This is a genomic window from Rhodococcus sp. PML026, assembly GCF_000963615.1.
Classification (GTDB): domain Bacteria; phylum Actinomycetota; class Actinomycetes; order Mycobacteriales; family Mycobacteriaceae; genus Rhodococcoides; species Rhodococcoides fascians.
On the sequence record NZ_KQ031375.1, the window covers coordinates 432508 to 448927 of the forward strand.

The following is a 16420-nucleotide window of genomic DNA, read 5'->3' on the forward strand; positions in this document are numbered from 1 at the left end:
ACAGCTGTACCGATACAACTGCATCAACGCACGATCACAACGACGGACGGTCTCTGGACCGTCCGTCGTTGTCGTGTCACCGGCACAGTCCGCCGGCAGCACTCGTCCGTCGGGTGCTACATCTTGCGCAACTGCGCGATTCGCTCACCCAGCTGCTCCGCCGATGCCATCGCCGTCGGCGGGCCACCGCAGATTCGACGCAGATCGCCGTGAATGACGCCGTGCGGCTTCCCCGTCCGGTGGTGGTACACCGCAACCAAACTGTTCAGTTCCCGCCTCAGGCCGGCCAACTGGCCGGCACTGGTGGCCCTGTCGTTGACGACGGCAGGCGCGGGGACCGCCGGGCCCGGAGCGGGTTTGTCGATCTGCTCCTGCTGACGCTGGCGAAGCAGGTCGCGCATCTGCGTCGCGTCGAGCAGGCCGGGGAGCCCGAGATAGTCGGCTTCTTCGTCGCTGCCCGAGAACGTCGCGGTCCCGAACGAGGACCCGTCGTAAATCACCTGATCGAGCTCGGCATCCGCGCCGAGGGAGGTGTACGCCTTCTCTTCCTCGCCCAGCTCGTCTTTCTGCTTGTTGGCGTCGGCCAGCAGCTCGTCGTCGAAGCCGTCCTTCTCGCGGTGGGGCTTGCCGAGAATATGGTCGCGCTGAGCTTCGAGCTGTGAGGCGAGGTCGAGCAGGACCGGTACCGACGGCAGGAAGACGCTCGCCGTCTCGCCCTTACGGCGTGATCGCACGAAACGGCCGATCGCCTGCGCGAAGTACAGCGGAGTGGATGCACTGGTGGCGTAGACGCCGACGGCGAGACGCGGAACGTCGACACCCTCGGACACCATGCGAACGGCAACCATCCACCGCTGATCACTCTTGCCGAACTCGGCGATACGAGCCGAGGATGTGGGGTCGTCGGAGAGGACGAGGGTCGGCGTCTCCCCCGTGATCACCTCGATCAGCTTGGCGTAGGCCCGCGCCACCGTCTGGTCGGTCGCGATCACGAGACCACCTGCGTCGGGCATACCGCCCGACCGCAACTGTGCCAATCGTGTGTTCGCAGCCAACAGCACCGCGGGCATCCAGTCGCCCTGCGGGTCGAGGGCGGTACGCCAGGCCCGGGCGGTCTGCTCCGCATTCAGCGGCTCGCCCAACCGAGCGGTGTACTCCTCGCCTGCGCTGTCCCGCCACCGTGCCTCCCCGGAATACGCGAGGAAGACGACCGGGCGAACGACACCGTCGGCGAGGGCGTCGGAGTAGCCGTACGCGTGATCGGCCTTCGACCGCATCAGGCCGTCCTGATCCGGTTCGTAATTGACGAACGGAATGGGACTGTCGTCGCTGCGGAACGGAGTACCCGTCAACGCAAGGCGTCGGGTGGCGTCGCCGAACGCTTCGCGGATGCCCTCGCCCCAGCTCTTCGCGTCACCACCGTGGTGGATCTCGTCGAGGATCACCAGAGTCTTGCGGGCCTCCGTGCGCACTCGGTGCTTGAACGGATGCGAGGCGATCTGCGCGTAGGTCACCACCACACCGTGGTAGTCACTCGAGGTCTGCCCGGTCGAGTTGGAGAAGCGCGAGTCCAACGCGATGCCCACCCGCGCCGCCGACTCGGCCCACTGATGCTTGAGGTGCTCGGTGGGTGCCACCACCGTCACCTGATCGACGGTGCGGTGCGCGAGCAGTTCGGCGGCGACGCGCAGGGCGAACGTGGTCTTACCTGCACCCGGGGTCGCCACCGCCAGGAAATCCTTGGGCGAGGCGACGAGATACTTCGTCAGCGCGCGTCGCTGCCAGGCACGTAGCGGTGCCCCGCCGGCGACGGGCGCAGCCGTCTGATCGGTGGATGGTGGTGTGGGATCGAACATGTCAGCGCTCACTGGCCGCCGGTTCCTGGCATCGATGTAAATTCCTCGCGCTCTCGGTAGCCCTGCAGTGTCCGCCGAGGAGCCTATCGCTCCGTACCGACGGATCCCGCATCGCTGGGGTGATGTCGGACGCGACACGGCGCGTCGGTCGTTAGGCGAAGTCGGCATCGGTCAGGAATGCTGGAGGCACCATGAGCGAGTCTGCAGGCCCAACTCCCACACCGCCGCGATTGTCGGCGAGAAACCCGCTACGTGCGGTGTGGAAAGTGACTCTGCGCACGCTCGGCAAGGCCTGGGACGATTCGATCTTCAGCAAGGCCGCGACCGCCGCCTTCTGGCAGACGCTGTCGCTACCGCCCCTTCTGCTCGGGGTGCTGGGCAGTCTCGGTTTCGTCGGAGGATGGTTCGGCCCCAACACCGTCGACATCATCGAATCGAAGATCATCACCTTCAGCAACACGCTCTTCAGCAGCAGTGTCGTCGATCAGATCATCGCGCCGACCGTCCGAGACGTACTCGCACAGGGCAGTGGCGAAATCGTCTCGGTCGGCTTTCTGCTCTCGCTGTGGGCGGGCTCGTCGGCGATCTCGACGTTCGTGGACTCCATCGTCGAAGCACACGGGCAGGCCGACGCGCGAAATCCCGTCTGGCAGCGGTTCTTCGCACTGCTCCTGTACGTCGGCTTCCTGATCATCGCGGTGTTCGTGCTTCCGCTCGTCGCACTCGGACCGGTGTACGTACAGCAGATACTGCCCGATTCGTGGCTGACCGTCGGCAGCGAACTCGTCGACTTCCTGTACTACCCGGCCGTCGGCTTGCTGCTGATCATCGGACTGACCACGTTGTACAAGCTGGCGTTGCACACGTCACTGCCCTGGCATCGTCTGCTCGGCGGAGCACTGCTGGCCGGGGTGTTCTTCATGATTGCCAGCGCCGTACTCCGCCGGTACCTGACCTGGGTCACCAGCACCGGCTACACCTACGGTGCGCTGGCAACTCCGATCGCGTTTCTGCTCTTCACGTTCTTTCTCGGCTTCGCCGTGGTCCTCGGAGCCGAGTTCAACGCGACGATCCAGGAGTTCTGGCCGGCCAGAGCAACCCGAATGGATCAAATGCGTGAGTGGCTCGCAGCGCAGGCAGCGGCGGACGACAAGCCGTCGGGACCGGTGACCGCGGTAGCGCGGCGTCTGGCCACAGGCCCGATCAAAGTGGTCGGCGATCGGCAGCGATCCGACCGGCCCGAACCGTCTCAGTGACGGTCGGGCCCGGCGGAGTCACCGTCGAACGTGAGCCGTCACTCGCCCTTCTTGAGGCCCTCGTAGACCTTCTTGCAGTCCGGGCACACCGGTGAGCCCGGTTTTGCAGACTTGGTGACCGGAAACACCTCGCCGCACAGCGCTACCACATGGGTACCCATGACGGCGCTTTCGGCGATCTTGTTCTTCTTGACGTAATGGAAGAATTTCGGCCGGTCATCGTCGGTGGTTTCGTCCGGAGCGATGTCGGGACGGTCCTTCGTCTGAGTGCTCATGAACACAGATTAATCCGTCGCCACACTGTGTTCGAACCGGTCGCACAGCTCGTCGTATGCAATCTGTGAGCGGTAGTGCCACAGTGGAGGTATGACGAGAACCCCAGGGTTCGACGGAAGCGCGTACAGCGACTCGCCGGATGGGCCCGTCCTGATCACCGAGGCGCAACAGTCGGTGGAAGAGCAGCACAAAGCGCGTGTCCGCAAGTACATGTTCATCATGTCCTTCCGCATACCGGCCTTGGTGCTCGCTGCACTGGCATACGGAATGTGGATGAACCCATGGATATCCATGGCGATCGTCGGTCTGTCCATTCCGCTCCCATGGATGGCGGTGTTGATCGCGAACGATCGGCCGCCGCGTACCAAGGACGAAATGAGCCGGTACGACTACCGGACCATCGACAGTCCAGCCATCGAATCGAGCAATCACCGCGTGATCGAAGCCGGCGAGGACTGACAGGAAGCCGACAGGCGGTGCGACACTTGCTCGGTGAACGCACAGATTTCTCCGTCCCCACTGGTCGCTGCCGCCGCTGCCCTCCGTGAAGCCTTCGATCGCGCGGGTTACGACGCCGACGGCGTCCTGAGGTTGCTGGGCTCCGACGCCCACGCCGCACTGGGACGCAGCGAACCGGTACCGGTCCGCAACGCGAGCCTCGGCGGCGGAGATCTGGGTGTCTTGGTGCGATTGTTCCTGCTGGTCGACGACTGCCCCGAGGACGAGGTCGCGGCCGCTCTCGCACCGCTGACCGTCTCCGAAGCCGTCTCGGCCGGTATTCTCACTCGTACCGGATCCACGGTGCGCACCCTGCTCGACATCCGGCCCCTCGACGCCGGGCACGGAACCCGGTGGATCGTCTCCGACCCTGACGGCAGCATGCGCGTCGCCGACACGGCCACCGATCATGTGCTCGGCGTCGGCCAGGCGTCGCTGTCGTTGTTGCGCGGTACACCGACCTCTTCAGTGGACACCGTCCTCGACGTCGGAACCGGATGCGGCGTCCAAGCCGTCCACGCGTGCGACTACGCAACGACGGTGACCGCGACCGACATCAGCCCGCGTTCGATGCATCTGGCGGCAGCGACGACGGCCCTCAACGGTCTCGACGTCGAATTGCTGCACGGTTCGTGGTTCGAGCCGGTGGCCGGACGTACGTTCGATCGGATCGTCGCCAATCCCCCGTTCGTCGTGGGACGAGCCGAAGTACTGCACTCGTACCGAGATTCCGGCCTCGACCTCGACGGTGCGAGCGCGTTGATGATCGCCCAGGCACCCGAGCACCTCACCCTCGGTGGGACTGCTGCCATCCTCGCGTCGTGGGTGCACATCGAGGGCGAGGACTGGCGTACGAGAGTGGCGTCTTGGCTTCCCGCCCACGGCGTCGACGCCTGGGTGGTCGAGCGTGACGTGGCAGACCCCGCTCTGTATGTGGGCACCTGGATGCGCGACGGCGGTTTGGACCCGCGCGACCCCGATGCGGCCGCGGTGGCCCAGTCCTGGCTCGATCATTTCGCCGCCGCGGGTGTCGAGGGCGTCGGTTTCGGGTTCGTCTATCTACGCAAGACGGACTCTCCGACGGATCTGCTCGCCGAGGAGTTGACGCACGGGTTCTCCGACCCGCTCGGGAACGAGTCGCTCGAGTATTTCTCTCGGCTCGAGTGGCTCCGTGACAACGACATTCTCGACTCGGTACTGACTCTCGACCCCAACACCGCGCTCGAACGGGTGTTTCTTCCCGGCGACGAGGGCTGGGCTCCAGTGGCGATCCGTGTCCACCGGGGAAACGGACCACAGTGGCAGCACGACGTCGACGATCTCGGTGCCGCGCTTCTAGCAGGCCTGCGTCCGGGTGGGCTCGCGGTGGGCGAACTGGTCGAGCTGCTCGCCGCCGCGCACGGTGAGGATGCCGACGAACTGGCGGGGCATGCGGTGACGTTGATGCAGGGTCTGGTGCGGCACGGACTCGTGTTGCCGGCTCCCTGAACGGACCTGGGGCTGCGCTGCCGTTCCCGCTGCGAACGTTCTCAGCAACTTCTCAGGACGGACCCGCCGTATTCCCTGGTCAGGCGGGTATCACAAGGATCGGCGTGGGAACTTATCGGAGCGTCCCGAGCGTTGAACCTGTGAGACACCACCGACCAGGAGGCAAGTCATGACCAGCCCCAGCACCACGATTCGTCCGCGGCCCACCGATGCCGATCTGGACGCCCAGAGCCCAGCAGCCGATCTCGTTCGCGTGTACCTCAACGGCATCGGCCGCACCGCGTTGCTGACGGCTGAAGAAGAGGTCGACCTGGCCAAGAGGATCGAGGCAGGTCTGTACGCCAAGCAGGTTCTCGAGAACACGAAACGGTTGAGCGCAGTCAAGAAGCGCAACCTGGCCATCATCGTGCGGGACGGAAGCGCGGCGCGCAGCCATCTGCTCGAAGCAAACCTCCGGTTGGTCGTCTCGCTCGCCAAGCGCTACACCGGTCGCGGAATGCCGTTGCTCGACCTGATCCAGGAGGGCAACCTGGGCCTGATTCGCGCCATGGAGAAGTTCGACTACGCGAAGGGCTTCAAGTTCTCGACCTACGCAACGTGGTGGATCCGTCAGGCCATCACTCGCGGCATGGCAGATCAGAGCCGAACGATTCGGCTCCCTGTCCACCTCGTCGAGCAGGTCAACAAACTCGCCCGGATCAAGCGGGAGCTGCATCAGCAGCTCGGACGCGAGGCAACCGACGAAGAGCTGTCGAGTGAATCGGGCATCGCAGTCGAGAAGATTGCGGATCTGCTGGACCACAGCCGGGATCCGGTCAGCCTCGACATGCCGGTGGGTAGCGACGAGGAAGCGCCGCTGGGTGACTTCATCGAGGACTCGGAAGCCACGTCCGCCGAGAACGCCGTCATCGCCGGGCTGCTGCACAGCGACGTTCGCGTCGTGCTCGGCACCCTCGACGAACGTGAACAGCAGGTCATTCGTCTGCGCTACGGCTTGGACGACGGCCAGCCGCGCACCCTCGATCAGATCGGCAAGCTCTTCGGACTGTCTCGCGAGCGCGTGCGTCAGATCGAGCGCGAGGTGATGGTCAAGCTTCGCCAGGGTGACCGCGCCGAGAAGTTGCGTTCGTACGCCAGCTGATTCCGGTTCTCCGACCGGTGGAGCGACGGTGACCACTCCCGTTCGCGCCATCCGACGCGGTGGCCGAACCGACGTTCTTTCCCCTCGGGACGTCGGCTCGGTCGCCGCTTCTCTCGTTTTCGGCGACACAGTCCTCGTCAACGCAATCGTCGGGGACCCAGGTCTGCCTTCGTCGGTTCGGGCCCGATTCGTACTCGCGCATCGGTGATGTATGCGCCGTCGGCGGATGCCAGCACCGGTTCGCAAGAAATCTCACGGATGTCGGGAATGTCCTCGGCCAGCGCAGATATGCGCTGGACGAGGTCGATCAGCGCACTCTTGTTGACCGGCACGGCGTTTCGATAGCCCGACAACAGCGGAGCAGCCTTCGGCGCGTCGATCAACTGTGCCGCTTCGTCCTCGGTCAACGGCAGCACACGGTAGGCACGGTCGCCCAACAGATCCGAGATCACTCCGGCCAGACCGAACGAGATGAGCGATCCGAACGACGGGTCGTCCTGAACCCGCACCACGCAGCCGATTCCCTTGACTGCCATGCGCTGGACGTGCAGTAGCGGCTCTCCGGATTCGGCGGCCAGGTTGCGGTATGCCACCCGTACTGCCGAGGCGTCGGCGACGTCCAAGCGGACACCGCCCAGATCGGGCCGGTGCCGCCACCGCTTCCCTGTCGCCTTCACGGCAACCGGGTACCCCAGTTCGTCGGCCGCCGCGACGGCCTCGTTCTCGTCGGTGACGGCGCGGAACGCCACGACGTCGAGGCCGTAACAGGCCAACAGTTCGGCAGTCTCGAAATCCGACAGCCAGCGTCCTTGGCCACCTGCCGAACGCCAATCCCGGACCAGCTGCTTGGCGCGATCGCCGTCGATGCTCTTGGGTCGAACCAGATTCGACACCGGCCGCGAGCGCCAGGACGAATACCGCCACGCGGCGGCGAGTGCCGCCACGGCTCGTTCGGGGCTCGAATACGACGGAACTGAGCCCCGAACCGGGTGCCCGCCGGGCCCGCGTACAGCCAGCACATCCGGGATACCTTCGGTGGCAAGGAATGTCGACAGCACCGGCTTGTCGGATCCCCGGACCGCATTGCCCAGCGCAGTCGCGAACGGTTCGACCTCGACCGCGACCGGGGGCACGAACACGACGATCACTGCATCGATGTCGGAGGCGGCCAGTGCCGACGAGACGGCCGCGGCAAAATCCTCGGGACCGGCCTGCGGTCCGACGTCGGTCGGGATATCGGCATGCAAGCCTTTGGCGCGAGCGGCGTCGACGGCCAGGACTCCCAGGGCCGTGGAGTTGCCCACGACGGCGACGCGTGGGCCGGCCGGGAGGGGTTGGTTGCCGAACAGTACTGCGCAGTCGAACAGTTCGGAGATGGTGTCGACCTGGATCACTCCGGCTTGGGCGAACAACGCTCGGACGATGGAATCGTCGATGTCGGCACCGATGGCGTGTGCGGGTGGTACGGCTCCGCGGCCGCTCTTGACCGCGATGATCGGCTTGCTGCGCGCGACCCGTCGAGCGATTCGGGTGAATTTGCGGGGATTTCCGAAGCTCTCCAGGTACAGCAGGATCACCTCGGTCGCCGGGTCGGAGTCCCAGTACTGCAACAGGTCGTTGCCCGAGACGTCCGCTCGGTTACCGGCAGAGACGAACGTCGACAGACCCAGTCGGCGATTGGCTGCCTCGTCGAGAATTGCGATGCCGAGTGCGCCGGACTGGCAGAAGAAGCCGACGTTGCCCGGGGTCGGCAGATGCGGTGCCAATGTGGCGTTCAACCCGAACTCAGGGTCGGTGTTCGCGACGCCGAGCGCGTTGGGCCCGATCAATCGCATCCCGTGGGCACGGGCGGCGAGCACCAGCCTGCGTTCGCTCTCCTGCCCCGCTGGCCCGGTCTCGCCGAATCCACCCGACACCACGAGCAGTGCTTTGACACCTTTGTCCAGGCAGTCGTCGAGCACTGCGTCGATGGCATCGGCCGGAACCGCAGCGATAGCAAGGTCGACCGGGTCCGGGATGTCGTGCACGGTGGCGTACGCGCGGACACCGCGCACCGAGCGGTGGTCGGCGTTGACGGGGTACACCGGGCCCGTGAAGTTACCGGCGAGCAAGTTCGCCAGCACCGCGTTGCCCACCTTGGAGCTGTCGGTCGATGCGCCGATGACGGCGACCGATCGAGGGCTGAGTACGTTTCGAACGCTACGGGCCTCGGCTGCGCGCTCGCGAGAGTTCCGCACCGACAGCAACGCCTCGCTCGGATCGATCGCGAATTCCAGCCGTAGGACGCCGCCCTCGAAGGAACGGCTCACCTGATATCCGGCCTCCCGGAACACGGTGACCATGTTGCGGTTCTCGGCCAGCACCTCGGCGACGAACATGTTGACGCCGTTCTCGGCGGCCGCGCCCGCGAGGTGCTCGAGCAGGATGGGTCCGAGTCCGCGGCCCTGGTGGGCGTCGGCGACGACGAATGCAACCTCGGCCGAGTTGCCGTCGCCCTCGGGTAGCCGCTCGTACCGGCCGACCGCGATGATGTCGTCGCCCAGTACTGCGACGAAGGCCACACGGTCGTGATGGTCGACAGTGGTGAAGTTCAGAACGTCCCGCTGCGGCATCGTCGGATAGGGGCCGAAGTACCGAAGGTATCTGGTGCGCTCCGACAGTCGTCCGTGAAAAGCCACGATGGCCTCGGAGTCCGAGGGCACGATGGGCCGCAGGTGCACGACGCCGCCGTCCGACGTGAGAACGTCGGCGACCCAGTGCCGCGGAAACTCTGTTTCCGCGCGCTCTCGCGCCAGTTCCTTGCTGCTCTTCTCGTCTGTCGCGGCGGCCTGTTCGGCGGCCGGGTCGGTACCGGTGGAATCAGTCACGCGGGTCCTCCGGATCGAGTCCGAGCAGCGGAAACACTGCTCGACGAGTGGCGATGATGGCCGAGTCGACGCGTTCGAGTGCCCGGTCGGTGCCGTCCGTTCCGGCCAACGATCCGCCGGGACCGTCCCAGGCGGGATAGTCGACATCCCCACCGTCGCCCATGGTCTGGGGCAGATCCACGCTCGGTGCCATGGTTCTCACTCGCTCGCGCCAGGTGTCGGGTAGGGGTGCCATCGGATCGATGTCGCGGCCGAGGGCAGCGGCGATCAGATGAGTCCAGGCCCGTGGAACCACCCGAACGAGGCCGTACCCGCCTCCCCCGACGGCCAACCACCGACCCTCCGAGTATCGGTCCGCAAGGTCGCGCATCGCCAGGAAGGCCGCGTTCTGCCCGTCGACGGTGAGCGCAAGGTCTGCGAGCGGATCTTCGCGGTGACTGTCGACGCCGCACTGACTGACGATGATCTGCGGCCGGAACGCTCCGATCGCACCCGGAACGATCGCGTGGAAAGCGCGCAGCCAGAGCCGATCTGCGGTTCCGGGCAGCAGTGGGACGTTGATCGAGGAACCCTCTCCGCGTTCGGTTCCTACCTCCGTCGACCATCCGGTGTTCGGCCACAGTGTTGCCGGGTGCTGGTGCAACGAGACCGTCAGAACCCGAGGATCACCGAGAAACGCTGCTTGGACGCCGTCGCCGTGGTGTGCGTCGACGTCGATGTAGGCGATGCGATCGAACCCGTTGTCCAGCAACCACGAAATCGCGATGGCGGCGTCGTTGTAGACGCAGAAGCCCGAGGCCCAATCGGCCATCGCGTGGTGCATTCCACCGCCGATGCTCACTGCTCTCCTGGCCCGCCCCGACGCGATCTCACGCGCGGCCGCCAAGGAGCCGCCGGTCAGCATCGCGCTGGCTTCGTGCATGTGGTCGAACACCGGGTTGTCGTCGGAACCGAGACCGTGGACGACGTCGTCGGGGTCTCGCAGGGCCGGACCCTGCGACGGCGCGCGCTTGACGGCCTCGATGTACGCGCTGGTATGAAACCGCAGCAGCTCCGAGTCCGGTGCCGCCGACGGTTCGACGAGCTCCACGCCCGCCAACACACCGAGATCGGTGGCGAGGGCCATCGTCAGATCGAGCCGCGTCGGGTTCATCGGATGGTCGTCGCTCCACCGGTAACCGAGATAGTCCGCGCTCCACACGACGATGTCCTCGGGACGGTTCGGAATGGATACGGCGGCGCGTGTCGCCTGATCAGACATACGGACAAAACTACGTTGCCGCGCGGGATGGTGTTGCCGGGTTCCGGTGTTGTCTTCGGTACCCGGTTGTGACGCGCCACGGCGAGCGGCTTCCGTGGTTGTGATGCGCCGCGCCCGCCGCCATCGGGTGCAGCGCCGATTCAGAGCCGCTGACGGTAGGATCGAACCCGACGAAGGGGTTGAGTGTGAAGGATCTGGTCGACACCACGGAGATGTACCTCCGGACGATCTACGATTTGGAAGAAGAAGGCGTCATCCCGCTCCGCGCGCGGATCGCCGAGCGGCTGGAGCAGAGTGGTCCCACCGTCAGTCAGACCGTCGCCCGAATGGAGCGCGACGGTCTTCTGTCCGTCGCCGGCGACCGGCATCTGGAGCTGACCGAGAAGGGCCGCAGCTTGGCCGTCGCGGTCATGCGCAAGCACCGTCTCGCGGAGCGTCTGCTCGTCGACATCATCGGACTGCGCTGGGAAGATGTGCACGCCGAGGCGTGCCGTTGGGAACACGTGATGAGCGAGGAGGTCGAGCGCCGGTTGGTCACCGTGCTGAACAACCCGACGACCTCGCCGTACGGTAATCCGATCCCTGGTCTGGCGGAGCTGGGTCTGGGTCAGACGACACTGGCACCGGAGGCTCTCATTCGTCTCACCGACGTCCCGCTCGGCGAGCCTACGGCGGTCGTCGTTCGCCGCTTGGCCGAGCACGTTCAGTCCGACCCCGAGGTCATCGCTCAGCTACGCGAGGCGGGCGTGGTTCCCGATGCCCGGGTTACAGTCGAAGCCAAGCCCGGGTCGGTGACGATCACGGTGCCAGGACACAGTGGTGTCGACATATCCGACGAAATGGCGCATGCCGTTCAGGTGAAGAAGGTCTGATCTCTTCCCACGGACGGCCTCTGCCGCGTGTGAGGGAGATCGAACAGTGAAGCTTCTCGTTACCGGTGGTGCAGGGTACGTCGGCAGTGTGTGCGCGGCGGTACTCGACGAACGCGGCCATGAGGTCGTCGTCGTGGACAACCTGTCCACCGGTAATCGGGATGCCGTTCCCGCCGGGGCCACTTTCGTCGAGGGTGACATCAAAGACGTCGCGGCGGAAGTATTGACGGGCGGCGACTTCGATGCAGTTCTGCATTTCGCAGCGCAGTCGTTGGTGGGCGAGTCGGTTGTGTCGCCGGACAAGTACTGGAGTGGGAACGTAGTGACGTCCCTGGCTCTTCTGGACGCGATCCGGTCCTCCGGGACCCCCAAGTTGGTGTTCTCCTCCACCGCGGCCACCTACGGCGAGCCCGAGAAGACTCCCATCACCGAGGATGACCCCACACGTCCCACCAACCCGTACGGTGCGACCAAGCTCGCGATCGACCACGCCATCACCTCGTACGCAGCGGCCTACGGTCTCGCCGCTACCAGTCTGAGGTACTTCAACGTGGCCGGCGCATACAAGGGTTTCGGTGAGAACCGCGTCGTCGAGACCCATCTCATCCCCCTCGTATTACAGGTCGCCCTCGGTCAGCGAGAGAAGATCTCGGTGTTCGGCACGGACTGGCCCACTCCCGACGGCACAGCCGTCCGCGATTACATCCACGTCGCCGATCTCGCCGAAGCGCACATCCTCGCCGTCGATGCCGCCCAACCCGGTCGGCACTCCATCTACAACCTCGGCAGCGGAACGGGATTCTCCGTCGACGAGGTCATCTCGTCGTGCAAGCGCGTCACCGGACTGCCCATTGCCGTCGAACATGCGCCTCGCAGGCTCGGTGATCCGGCCGTGCTGATCGCATCGAGCGCCCGTGCCGTCGAGGAACTGCACTGGACGCCGGAGTTGACCGATCTCGATCGCATCGTGTCCGATGCGTGGGACTTTCTGCAGCAGCTCGGCGACCGTTCTCACGCGGCTCGCTGAGCAGACTCCAGATCAGCGCCGACCGAACGGGTCGCCCGGTAGCCGAATGCCACAGGCTCGCGCACAGGCGAACCCACTCTCGGCGACTTCGCGAACCAGGGCAGGACTGGCACCGACACCGAGCGACCGGTCCAACAGCGACGCCAAACTGTGGGAGCTGTCTGCCTTCAGGGCCGCATCGATCGCGATTCGGGCCATTGGCCCGTCTCCTCGCACGTAGGCGCTGAACGCGAGAAGTGTTGCTGCTATTGCTCTTTCGCGGTTCGGAACCACACGGACGAGGTGCGCCCAGAATTCCTCGACGATATCTGCATCCTCACCGAGAGTCAGTGCCAGCACCGCGTCCCGGACCTGCACATGCCCGATCGCGACGGCGACCCGCGCGAAGTCGGTGGTCTCGAGCTCGGAGTCGTAGGGAGACCGCGCGAGGTAGGACAACACCGCTGTCAGGTGGTCGGTCAGCGACAGTGCACCGCTGCGCCGAAACTTTGCCATCTCGGCGGCGACTGCCTGCACCGTCTCGACCGGGCCGGGTGCGATGAATTCGGCGAGCTCGTCTCTCGAGCGTCGCACCGGATAGCCGTCCAGCACTCTGGCCACCGTCAGCGGCGATGCCGTCGGATCGGCTATACGACCGTGCTGCCGTGGTCCCTGTAGCGACCACCAGTGCGCGGCATCGGCAATGGCCGAGGTTGCGAAGGCGGCTTCGAGCCGCACACCGAACGTCGGGAGGGTGACCTCGAGCTCGTTCACCAGATCCTGAACGTCGAGTGTGTAGTGCGTTCGCTCGTTGCGGCCGAGTCTGTCGTCGACGAACACAGCGATCACCGAGACGATGTTCTCGAATGCGCAGTAGCCCGCCAGGTAGTCGATGACGTCGAGCATGTCCGGCGTGGCGCGAGTGTCGCTACCCGCACGTCGATCGGTGTGTTCGCCGGCCAGCACGAGGTCGTGCCGCATCGTCGGGCCGATGCTGGTGCCGCCGTCCTCGAGCGCGATCAGCACCATCGATCGATGGGGATCGAAGCCGAGCATCGCCGGGATCGCGGCCAACAGTTCGCTCGCGTCACCGATCCGTACGCGGTGTCGACCGGAGAAGGGGTCGTGGGAGTTCGTCGGTGTGTACATGCCTCGAAGTCTTACGAGGCTCCGTGGTGCCTTCCCGGCTCGACCAGGGGCCGAGCAGCACCCTGTGCATGCCGGACTCTCTGTGGATGAAACGGCGTCCACCCGCCTCCGCCGAGCGGACCGTGTCGGTCCGCTCTGCTAGAGAGGCCGCCACTTCGGCAGGAAAAACGTCAGCTCTGGTTCACCTTCTGCACCGCGGCCGTGAACAGCTCGTCCAACGTCATTGCATCGGGTGTGGCGGACCCGAAGGACATGAATGTCGCCGAGATCCGCACGCCGTCGACCTGCGCCATCAGGGTCAACATCGACTGGGTGACGGCATCCCCGCCGGTGCCCGACGAGACGGTCTGTCGCACGGCGAGTGTGTCGTCAGCGTCTATCGGCGGTGCGGGTGTCAGCGTGGACGTGACCGTGGAGGTGGCACCGGACTTGGTTGCGGTCACTTCGCCGCACTGTTCGAGCTGCTCTTTGCGCGCCGAGAGCGGCTGGTCGACAGCGGTCAGTTCGATGGAGATCGTGGATCGACTGTCGTTGTCGGTGCCGACGATCATCGCCGTACCGGTCGGGCCGAAGTCCTGGTCCGCTGGTTTGCACCCTGCCGGGCTGACCTCGGCGCCGGCCGGTATTCCGCTGAGATCGGGAGCGGCCTGCGAGATGGCCTGCTGGGGCAAAACCAACGCGTCGTACGGGGCCGGGAAGCTCGCCGGGTCGATGAGCAGTGTGTTCAGGTCCGTGCCGGGTTGCGATGCGGTGGTGCCACCGGCAGTGGGCTCGGCTGTTCCGGTGACGGTGGAGCTGCACCCCACCAGCACGAATGCTCCGATCGCCGCCGACGTGGCAGCGATGGTCAGGCGGGTCTGTGCGGCGCGGCTCACGTGAAGTCCTCTTCGAGTTCGTGGGGACGCCGCAGCGAGCGCTTCGGCGTCCCCACCACTGTCTCATTCCACCTACCTCGAACGCGGCAGGCGAGCTACGGCAGTGTCGTCGGTGTCAGTTCCCGCGGGCGATCCAATCTTCGAGGTGCGGGGACTCGTCCCCGATACTCGTTCCGTCTCCGTGCCCGGTGTTGACCCGGGTCTCGGCAGGCAACGCGAACAACCGATCCCGAATCGAGCCGATGATCGTCGGGAAATCCGAATACGACCGCCCCGTCGCCCCGGGCCCACCGGAGAACAACGTGTCCCCCGAGAACAACTGACCGGCCTCGGGCAGATACAGACAACTCGACCCCGGCGAATGACCGGGAGTATGCAACGCCACGATCTCCGTCCCCGCGACGGTAATCCGCTGACCGTCCTCGAGCACCGAATGACCGATGCCCGGATGCGTCTGCTCCCACAACACATCATCGGCCGGATGCAACAGAATCGGCGCATCCAACTCCCCCGACAACTGCGGCGCAACCGTCACATGATCGTTGTGACCATGCGTACACACGATCGCCCGCACAGCACGACCGGCGACCGCATCGACGATCGGACCGGCCGTATGCGCAGCATCGACGATCACCACCTCGTCGTCGTCACCGACCAACCAGATGTTGTTGTCGACCTCCCACTGGCCACCATCGAGCGCGAACGTCCCCGACGTGACCACCTTCTCGACCCGCAACTGCCCACTCACAGGACCACCACCGAACGCAGCACCGTGCCCTGATGCATCTTCTCGAACGCCGCCTCGATATCACCGAGACCGATCCGTTCGGTCACGAACTTCTCGAGCGGCAACCGACCCTGCTCGTACAGATCGACCAACATCGGAAAATCCCGCTCCGGCAGGCAATCGCCGTACCACGACGACTTCAACGACCCACCCCGGGAAAAGAAATCGATCAACGGCATCTCCACCGTCATCTCCGGGGTCGGCACCCCGACGAGGACGACGGTCCCGGCGAGATCGCGGGCGTAGAACGCCTGCTTCCAGGTTTCCGGGCGGCCGACGGCATCGATGACCACATCCGCCCCGAACCCACCGGTCAACTCCTGGATGGCCTCGACGGCATCGACCTGCGAGGCATCGACAGTGTGGGTGGCCCCGAGATCGAGAGCCCAGTCGAGTTTTTTCTTGTCGCGGTCGACGGCGATGATCGTCGACGCCCCCGCCAGGCGGGCCCCGGCGATCGCAGCGTCCCCGACACCGCCGCACCCGATCACCGCGACGGAATCCCCGCGCGAGACGTTCCCGGTGTTCATCGCCGCACCGAGTCCGGCCATCACCCCACAGCCGAGCAACCCGACCACCGCCGGATCGGAGTCCGGGTCGACTTTGGTGCACTGTCCTTCGTGGACGAGGGTCTTGTCGGCGAACGCCCCGATCCCCAACGCCGGGGAGAGTTCGGTGCCGTCGGCGAGGGTCATCTTCTGCGATGCATTGTGGGTGTCGAAGCAGTACCAGGGGGTGCCTTTCTTGCAGGCTCGGCATTCCCCGCACACCGCCCGCCAGTTCAGCACCACGAAGTCGCCGACCTCGACATGAGTCACGGCGTCACCGATCGCTTCGACGGTGCCCGCGGCTTCGTGGCCGAGCAGGAACGGGAACTCGTCGTTGATGCCGCCCTCGCGGTAATGCAGATCGGTATGACAGACCCCGCACGCGGCGATGGTGACCACGACATCGTTCGGGCCGGGATCGGGAATGGTGATCGTCTCGATCGAGACGGGCTCGCCTTTGCTCTTGGCGACGACGGCGCGGACCTGCTGCGGCATGTATTCCTCCACTGAAAATCGTGTGTTGCGTGCTCGGTTCAGCCT

14 protein-coding genes are annotated in these 16420 nt (G+C 65.5%); 6 read left to right on the forward strand and 8 right to left on the reverse strand.

Annotation, left to right across the window (positions count from 1 at the left end; translation table 11 throughout):
* Positions 1-116: 116 nt before the first annotated feature.
* Entirely contained in the window at positions 117-1856 is a 1740-nt protein-coding gene (locus tag VF34_RS17480; protein WP_032400812.1) for a DEAD/DEAH box helicase, read from the reverse strand.
* 191 nt (positions 1857-2047) lie between these two features.
* Between VF34_RS17480 and VF34_RS17485 the strand changes: the two genes are divergently transcribed.
* A complete protein-coding gene (locus tag VF34_RS17485; protein WP_045841788.1) occupies positions 2048-3112 on the forward strand; it encodes a YihY/virulence factor BrkB family protein in 1065 nt (354 codons plus the stop codon).
* Between the two features lie 38 nt (positions 3113-3150).
* On the opposite strand, the gene VF34_RS17490 is transcribed toward VF34_RS17485, so the two are convergent.
* On the reverse strand, positions 3151-3387 hold the full coding sequence (locus VF34_RS17490; protein ID WP_027496881.1) for a DUF3039 domain-containing protein: 237 nt from the start codon (positions 3385-3387) through the stop codon (positions 3151-3153).
* A gap of 91 nt (positions 3388-3478) precedes the next feature.
* Between VF34_RS17490 and VF34_RS17495 the strand changes: the two genes are divergently transcribed.
* The 3 genes from VF34_RS17495 (at position 3479) to VF34_RS17505 (ending at position 6515) form a co-directional block, all read left to right on the forward strand.
* Complete coding sequence (locus tag VF34_RS17495) at positions 3479-3847, forward strand: DUF3099 domain-containing protein (protein ID WP_027496880.1); 369 nt, start codon at positions 3479-3481, stop codon at positions 3845-3847.
* A gap of 45 nt (positions 3848-3892) precedes the next feature.
* Positions 3893-5374 carry a DUF7782 domain-containing protein gene (locus VF34_RS17500; RefSeq protein WP_045841927.1) on the forward strand — a complete coding sequence of 494 codons (1482 nt, stop codon included), beginning with the start codon at positions 3893-3895 and terminating at the stop codon, positions 5372-5374.
* 169 nt (positions 5375-5543) lie between these two features.
* On the forward strand, positions 5544-6515 hold the full coding sequence (locus VF34_RS17505; RefSeq protein WP_027496878.1) for a sigma-70 family RNA polymerase sigma factor: 972 nt from the start codon (positions 5544-5546) through the stop codon (positions 6513-6515).
* Between the two features lie 137 nt (positions 6516-6652).
* Here VF34_RS17505 and VF34_RS17510 read toward each other — a convergent pair whose 3' ends face one another.
* Together VF34_RS17510 and VF34_RS17515 are read right to left on the reverse strand one after the other, a co-directional pair.
* Positions 6653-9310 (reverse strand): bifunctional acetate--CoA ligase family protein/GNAT family N-acetyltransferase, encoded by a 2658-nt coding sequence (locus VF34_RS17510; RefSeq protein WP_027496877.1) that lies wholly within the window; start codon positions 9308-9310, stop codon positions 6653-6655.
* A 64-nt stretch (positions 9311-9374) separates the two neighbouring features.
* Complete coding sequence (locus VF34_RS17515) at positions 9375-10643, reverse strand: acetoin utilization protein AcuC (RefSeq protein WP_045841789.1); 1269 nt, start codon at positions 10641-10643, stop codon at positions 9375-9377.
* Between the two features lie 185 nt (positions 10644-10828).
* Here VF34_RS17515 and VF34_RS17520 point away from each other — a divergent pair, with 185 nt between their 5' ends.
* Together VF34_RS17520 and galE are read left to right on the forward strand one after the other, a co-directional pair.
* Complete coding sequence (locus VF34_RS17520) at positions 10829-11515, forward strand: iron-dependent transcriptional repressor DtxR (RefSeq protein ID WP_027496875.1); 687 nt, start codon at positions 10829-10831, stop codon at positions 11513-11515.
* Between the two features lie 46 nt (positions 11516-11561).
* Complete coding sequence (gene galE / locus VF34_RS17525; protein ID WP_032387297.1) at positions 11562-12542, forward strand: UDP-glucose 4-epimerase GalE; 981 nt, start codon at positions 11562-11564, stop codon at positions 12540-12542.
* Between the two features lie 12 nt (positions 12543-12554).
* Here the strand turns inward: galE and VF34_RS17530 are convergent, their stop codons facing one another.
* The 4 genes from VF34_RS17530 to VF34_RS17545 all read right to left on the reverse strand — a co-directional run bounded on the left by VF34_RS17530 (position 12555) and on the right by VF34_RS17545 (position 16375).
* Entirely contained in the window at positions 12555-13670 is a 1116-nt protein-coding gene (locus tag VF34_RS17530; protein ID WP_045841790.1) for a DUF4192 domain-containing protein, read from the reverse strand.
* Positions 13671-13840: 170 nt separating this feature from the next.
* On the reverse strand, positions 13841-14515 hold the full coding sequence (locus VF34_RS17535; RefSeq protein WP_371129016.1) for a DUF5642 family protein: 675 nt from the start codon (positions 14513-14515) through the stop codon (positions 13841-13843).
* 145 nt (positions 14516-14660) lie between these two features.
* Positions 14661-15293 (reverse strand): MBL fold metallo-hydrolase, encoded by a 633-nt coding sequence (locus tag VF34_RS17540; RefSeq protein ID WP_045841791.1) that lies wholly within the window; start codon positions 15291-15293, stop codon positions 14661-14663.
* Entirely contained in the window at positions 15290-16375 is a 1086-nt protein-coding gene (locus tag VF34_RS17545) for an S-(hydroxymethyl)mycothiol dehydrogenase (RefSeq protein WP_045841928.1), read from the reverse strand. Before VF34_RS17545 ends, VF34_RS17540 begins: the two co-directional genes overlap by 4 nt.
* Positions 16376-16420: the final 45 nt, after the last annotated feature.

Excerpts from the sequence above, each read along its gene's own strand:
- VF34_RS17530 (WP_045841790.1), bottom strand. The coding sequence starts at position 13,670 with ATGTACACACCGACGAACTCCCACGACCCCTTCTCCGGTCGACACCGC.
- VF34_RS17545 (WP_045841928.1), bottom strand. The coding sequence starts at position 16,375 with ATGCCGCAGCAGGTCCGCGCCGTCGTCGCCAAGAGCAAAGGCGAGCCC.
- VF34_RS17495 (WP_027496880.1), top strand. The coding sequence starts at position 3,479 with ATGACGAGAACCCCAGGGTTCGACGGAAGCGCGTACAGCGACTCGCCG.
- VF34_RS17505 (WP_027496878.1), top strand. The coding sequence starts at position 5,544 with ATGACCAGCCCCAGCACCACGATTCGTCCGCGGCCCACCGATGCCGAT.
- VF34_RS17490 (WP_027496881.1), bottom strand. The coding sequence starts at position 3,387 with ATGAGCACTCAGACGAAGGACCGTCCCGACATCGCTCCGGACGAAACC.
- VF34_RS17485 (WP_045841788.1), top strand. The coding sequence starts at position 2,048 with ATGAGCGAGTCTGCAGGCCCAACTCCCACACCGCCGCGATTGTCGGCG.
- VF34_RS17515 (WP_045841789.1), bottom strand. The coding sequence starts at position 10,643 with ATGTCTGATCAGGCGACACGCGCCGCCGTATCCATTCCGAACCGTCCC.
- VF34_RS17480 (WP_032400812.1), bottom strand. The coding sequence starts at position 1,856 with ATGTTCGATCCCACACCACCATCCACCGATCAGACGGCTGCGCCCGTC.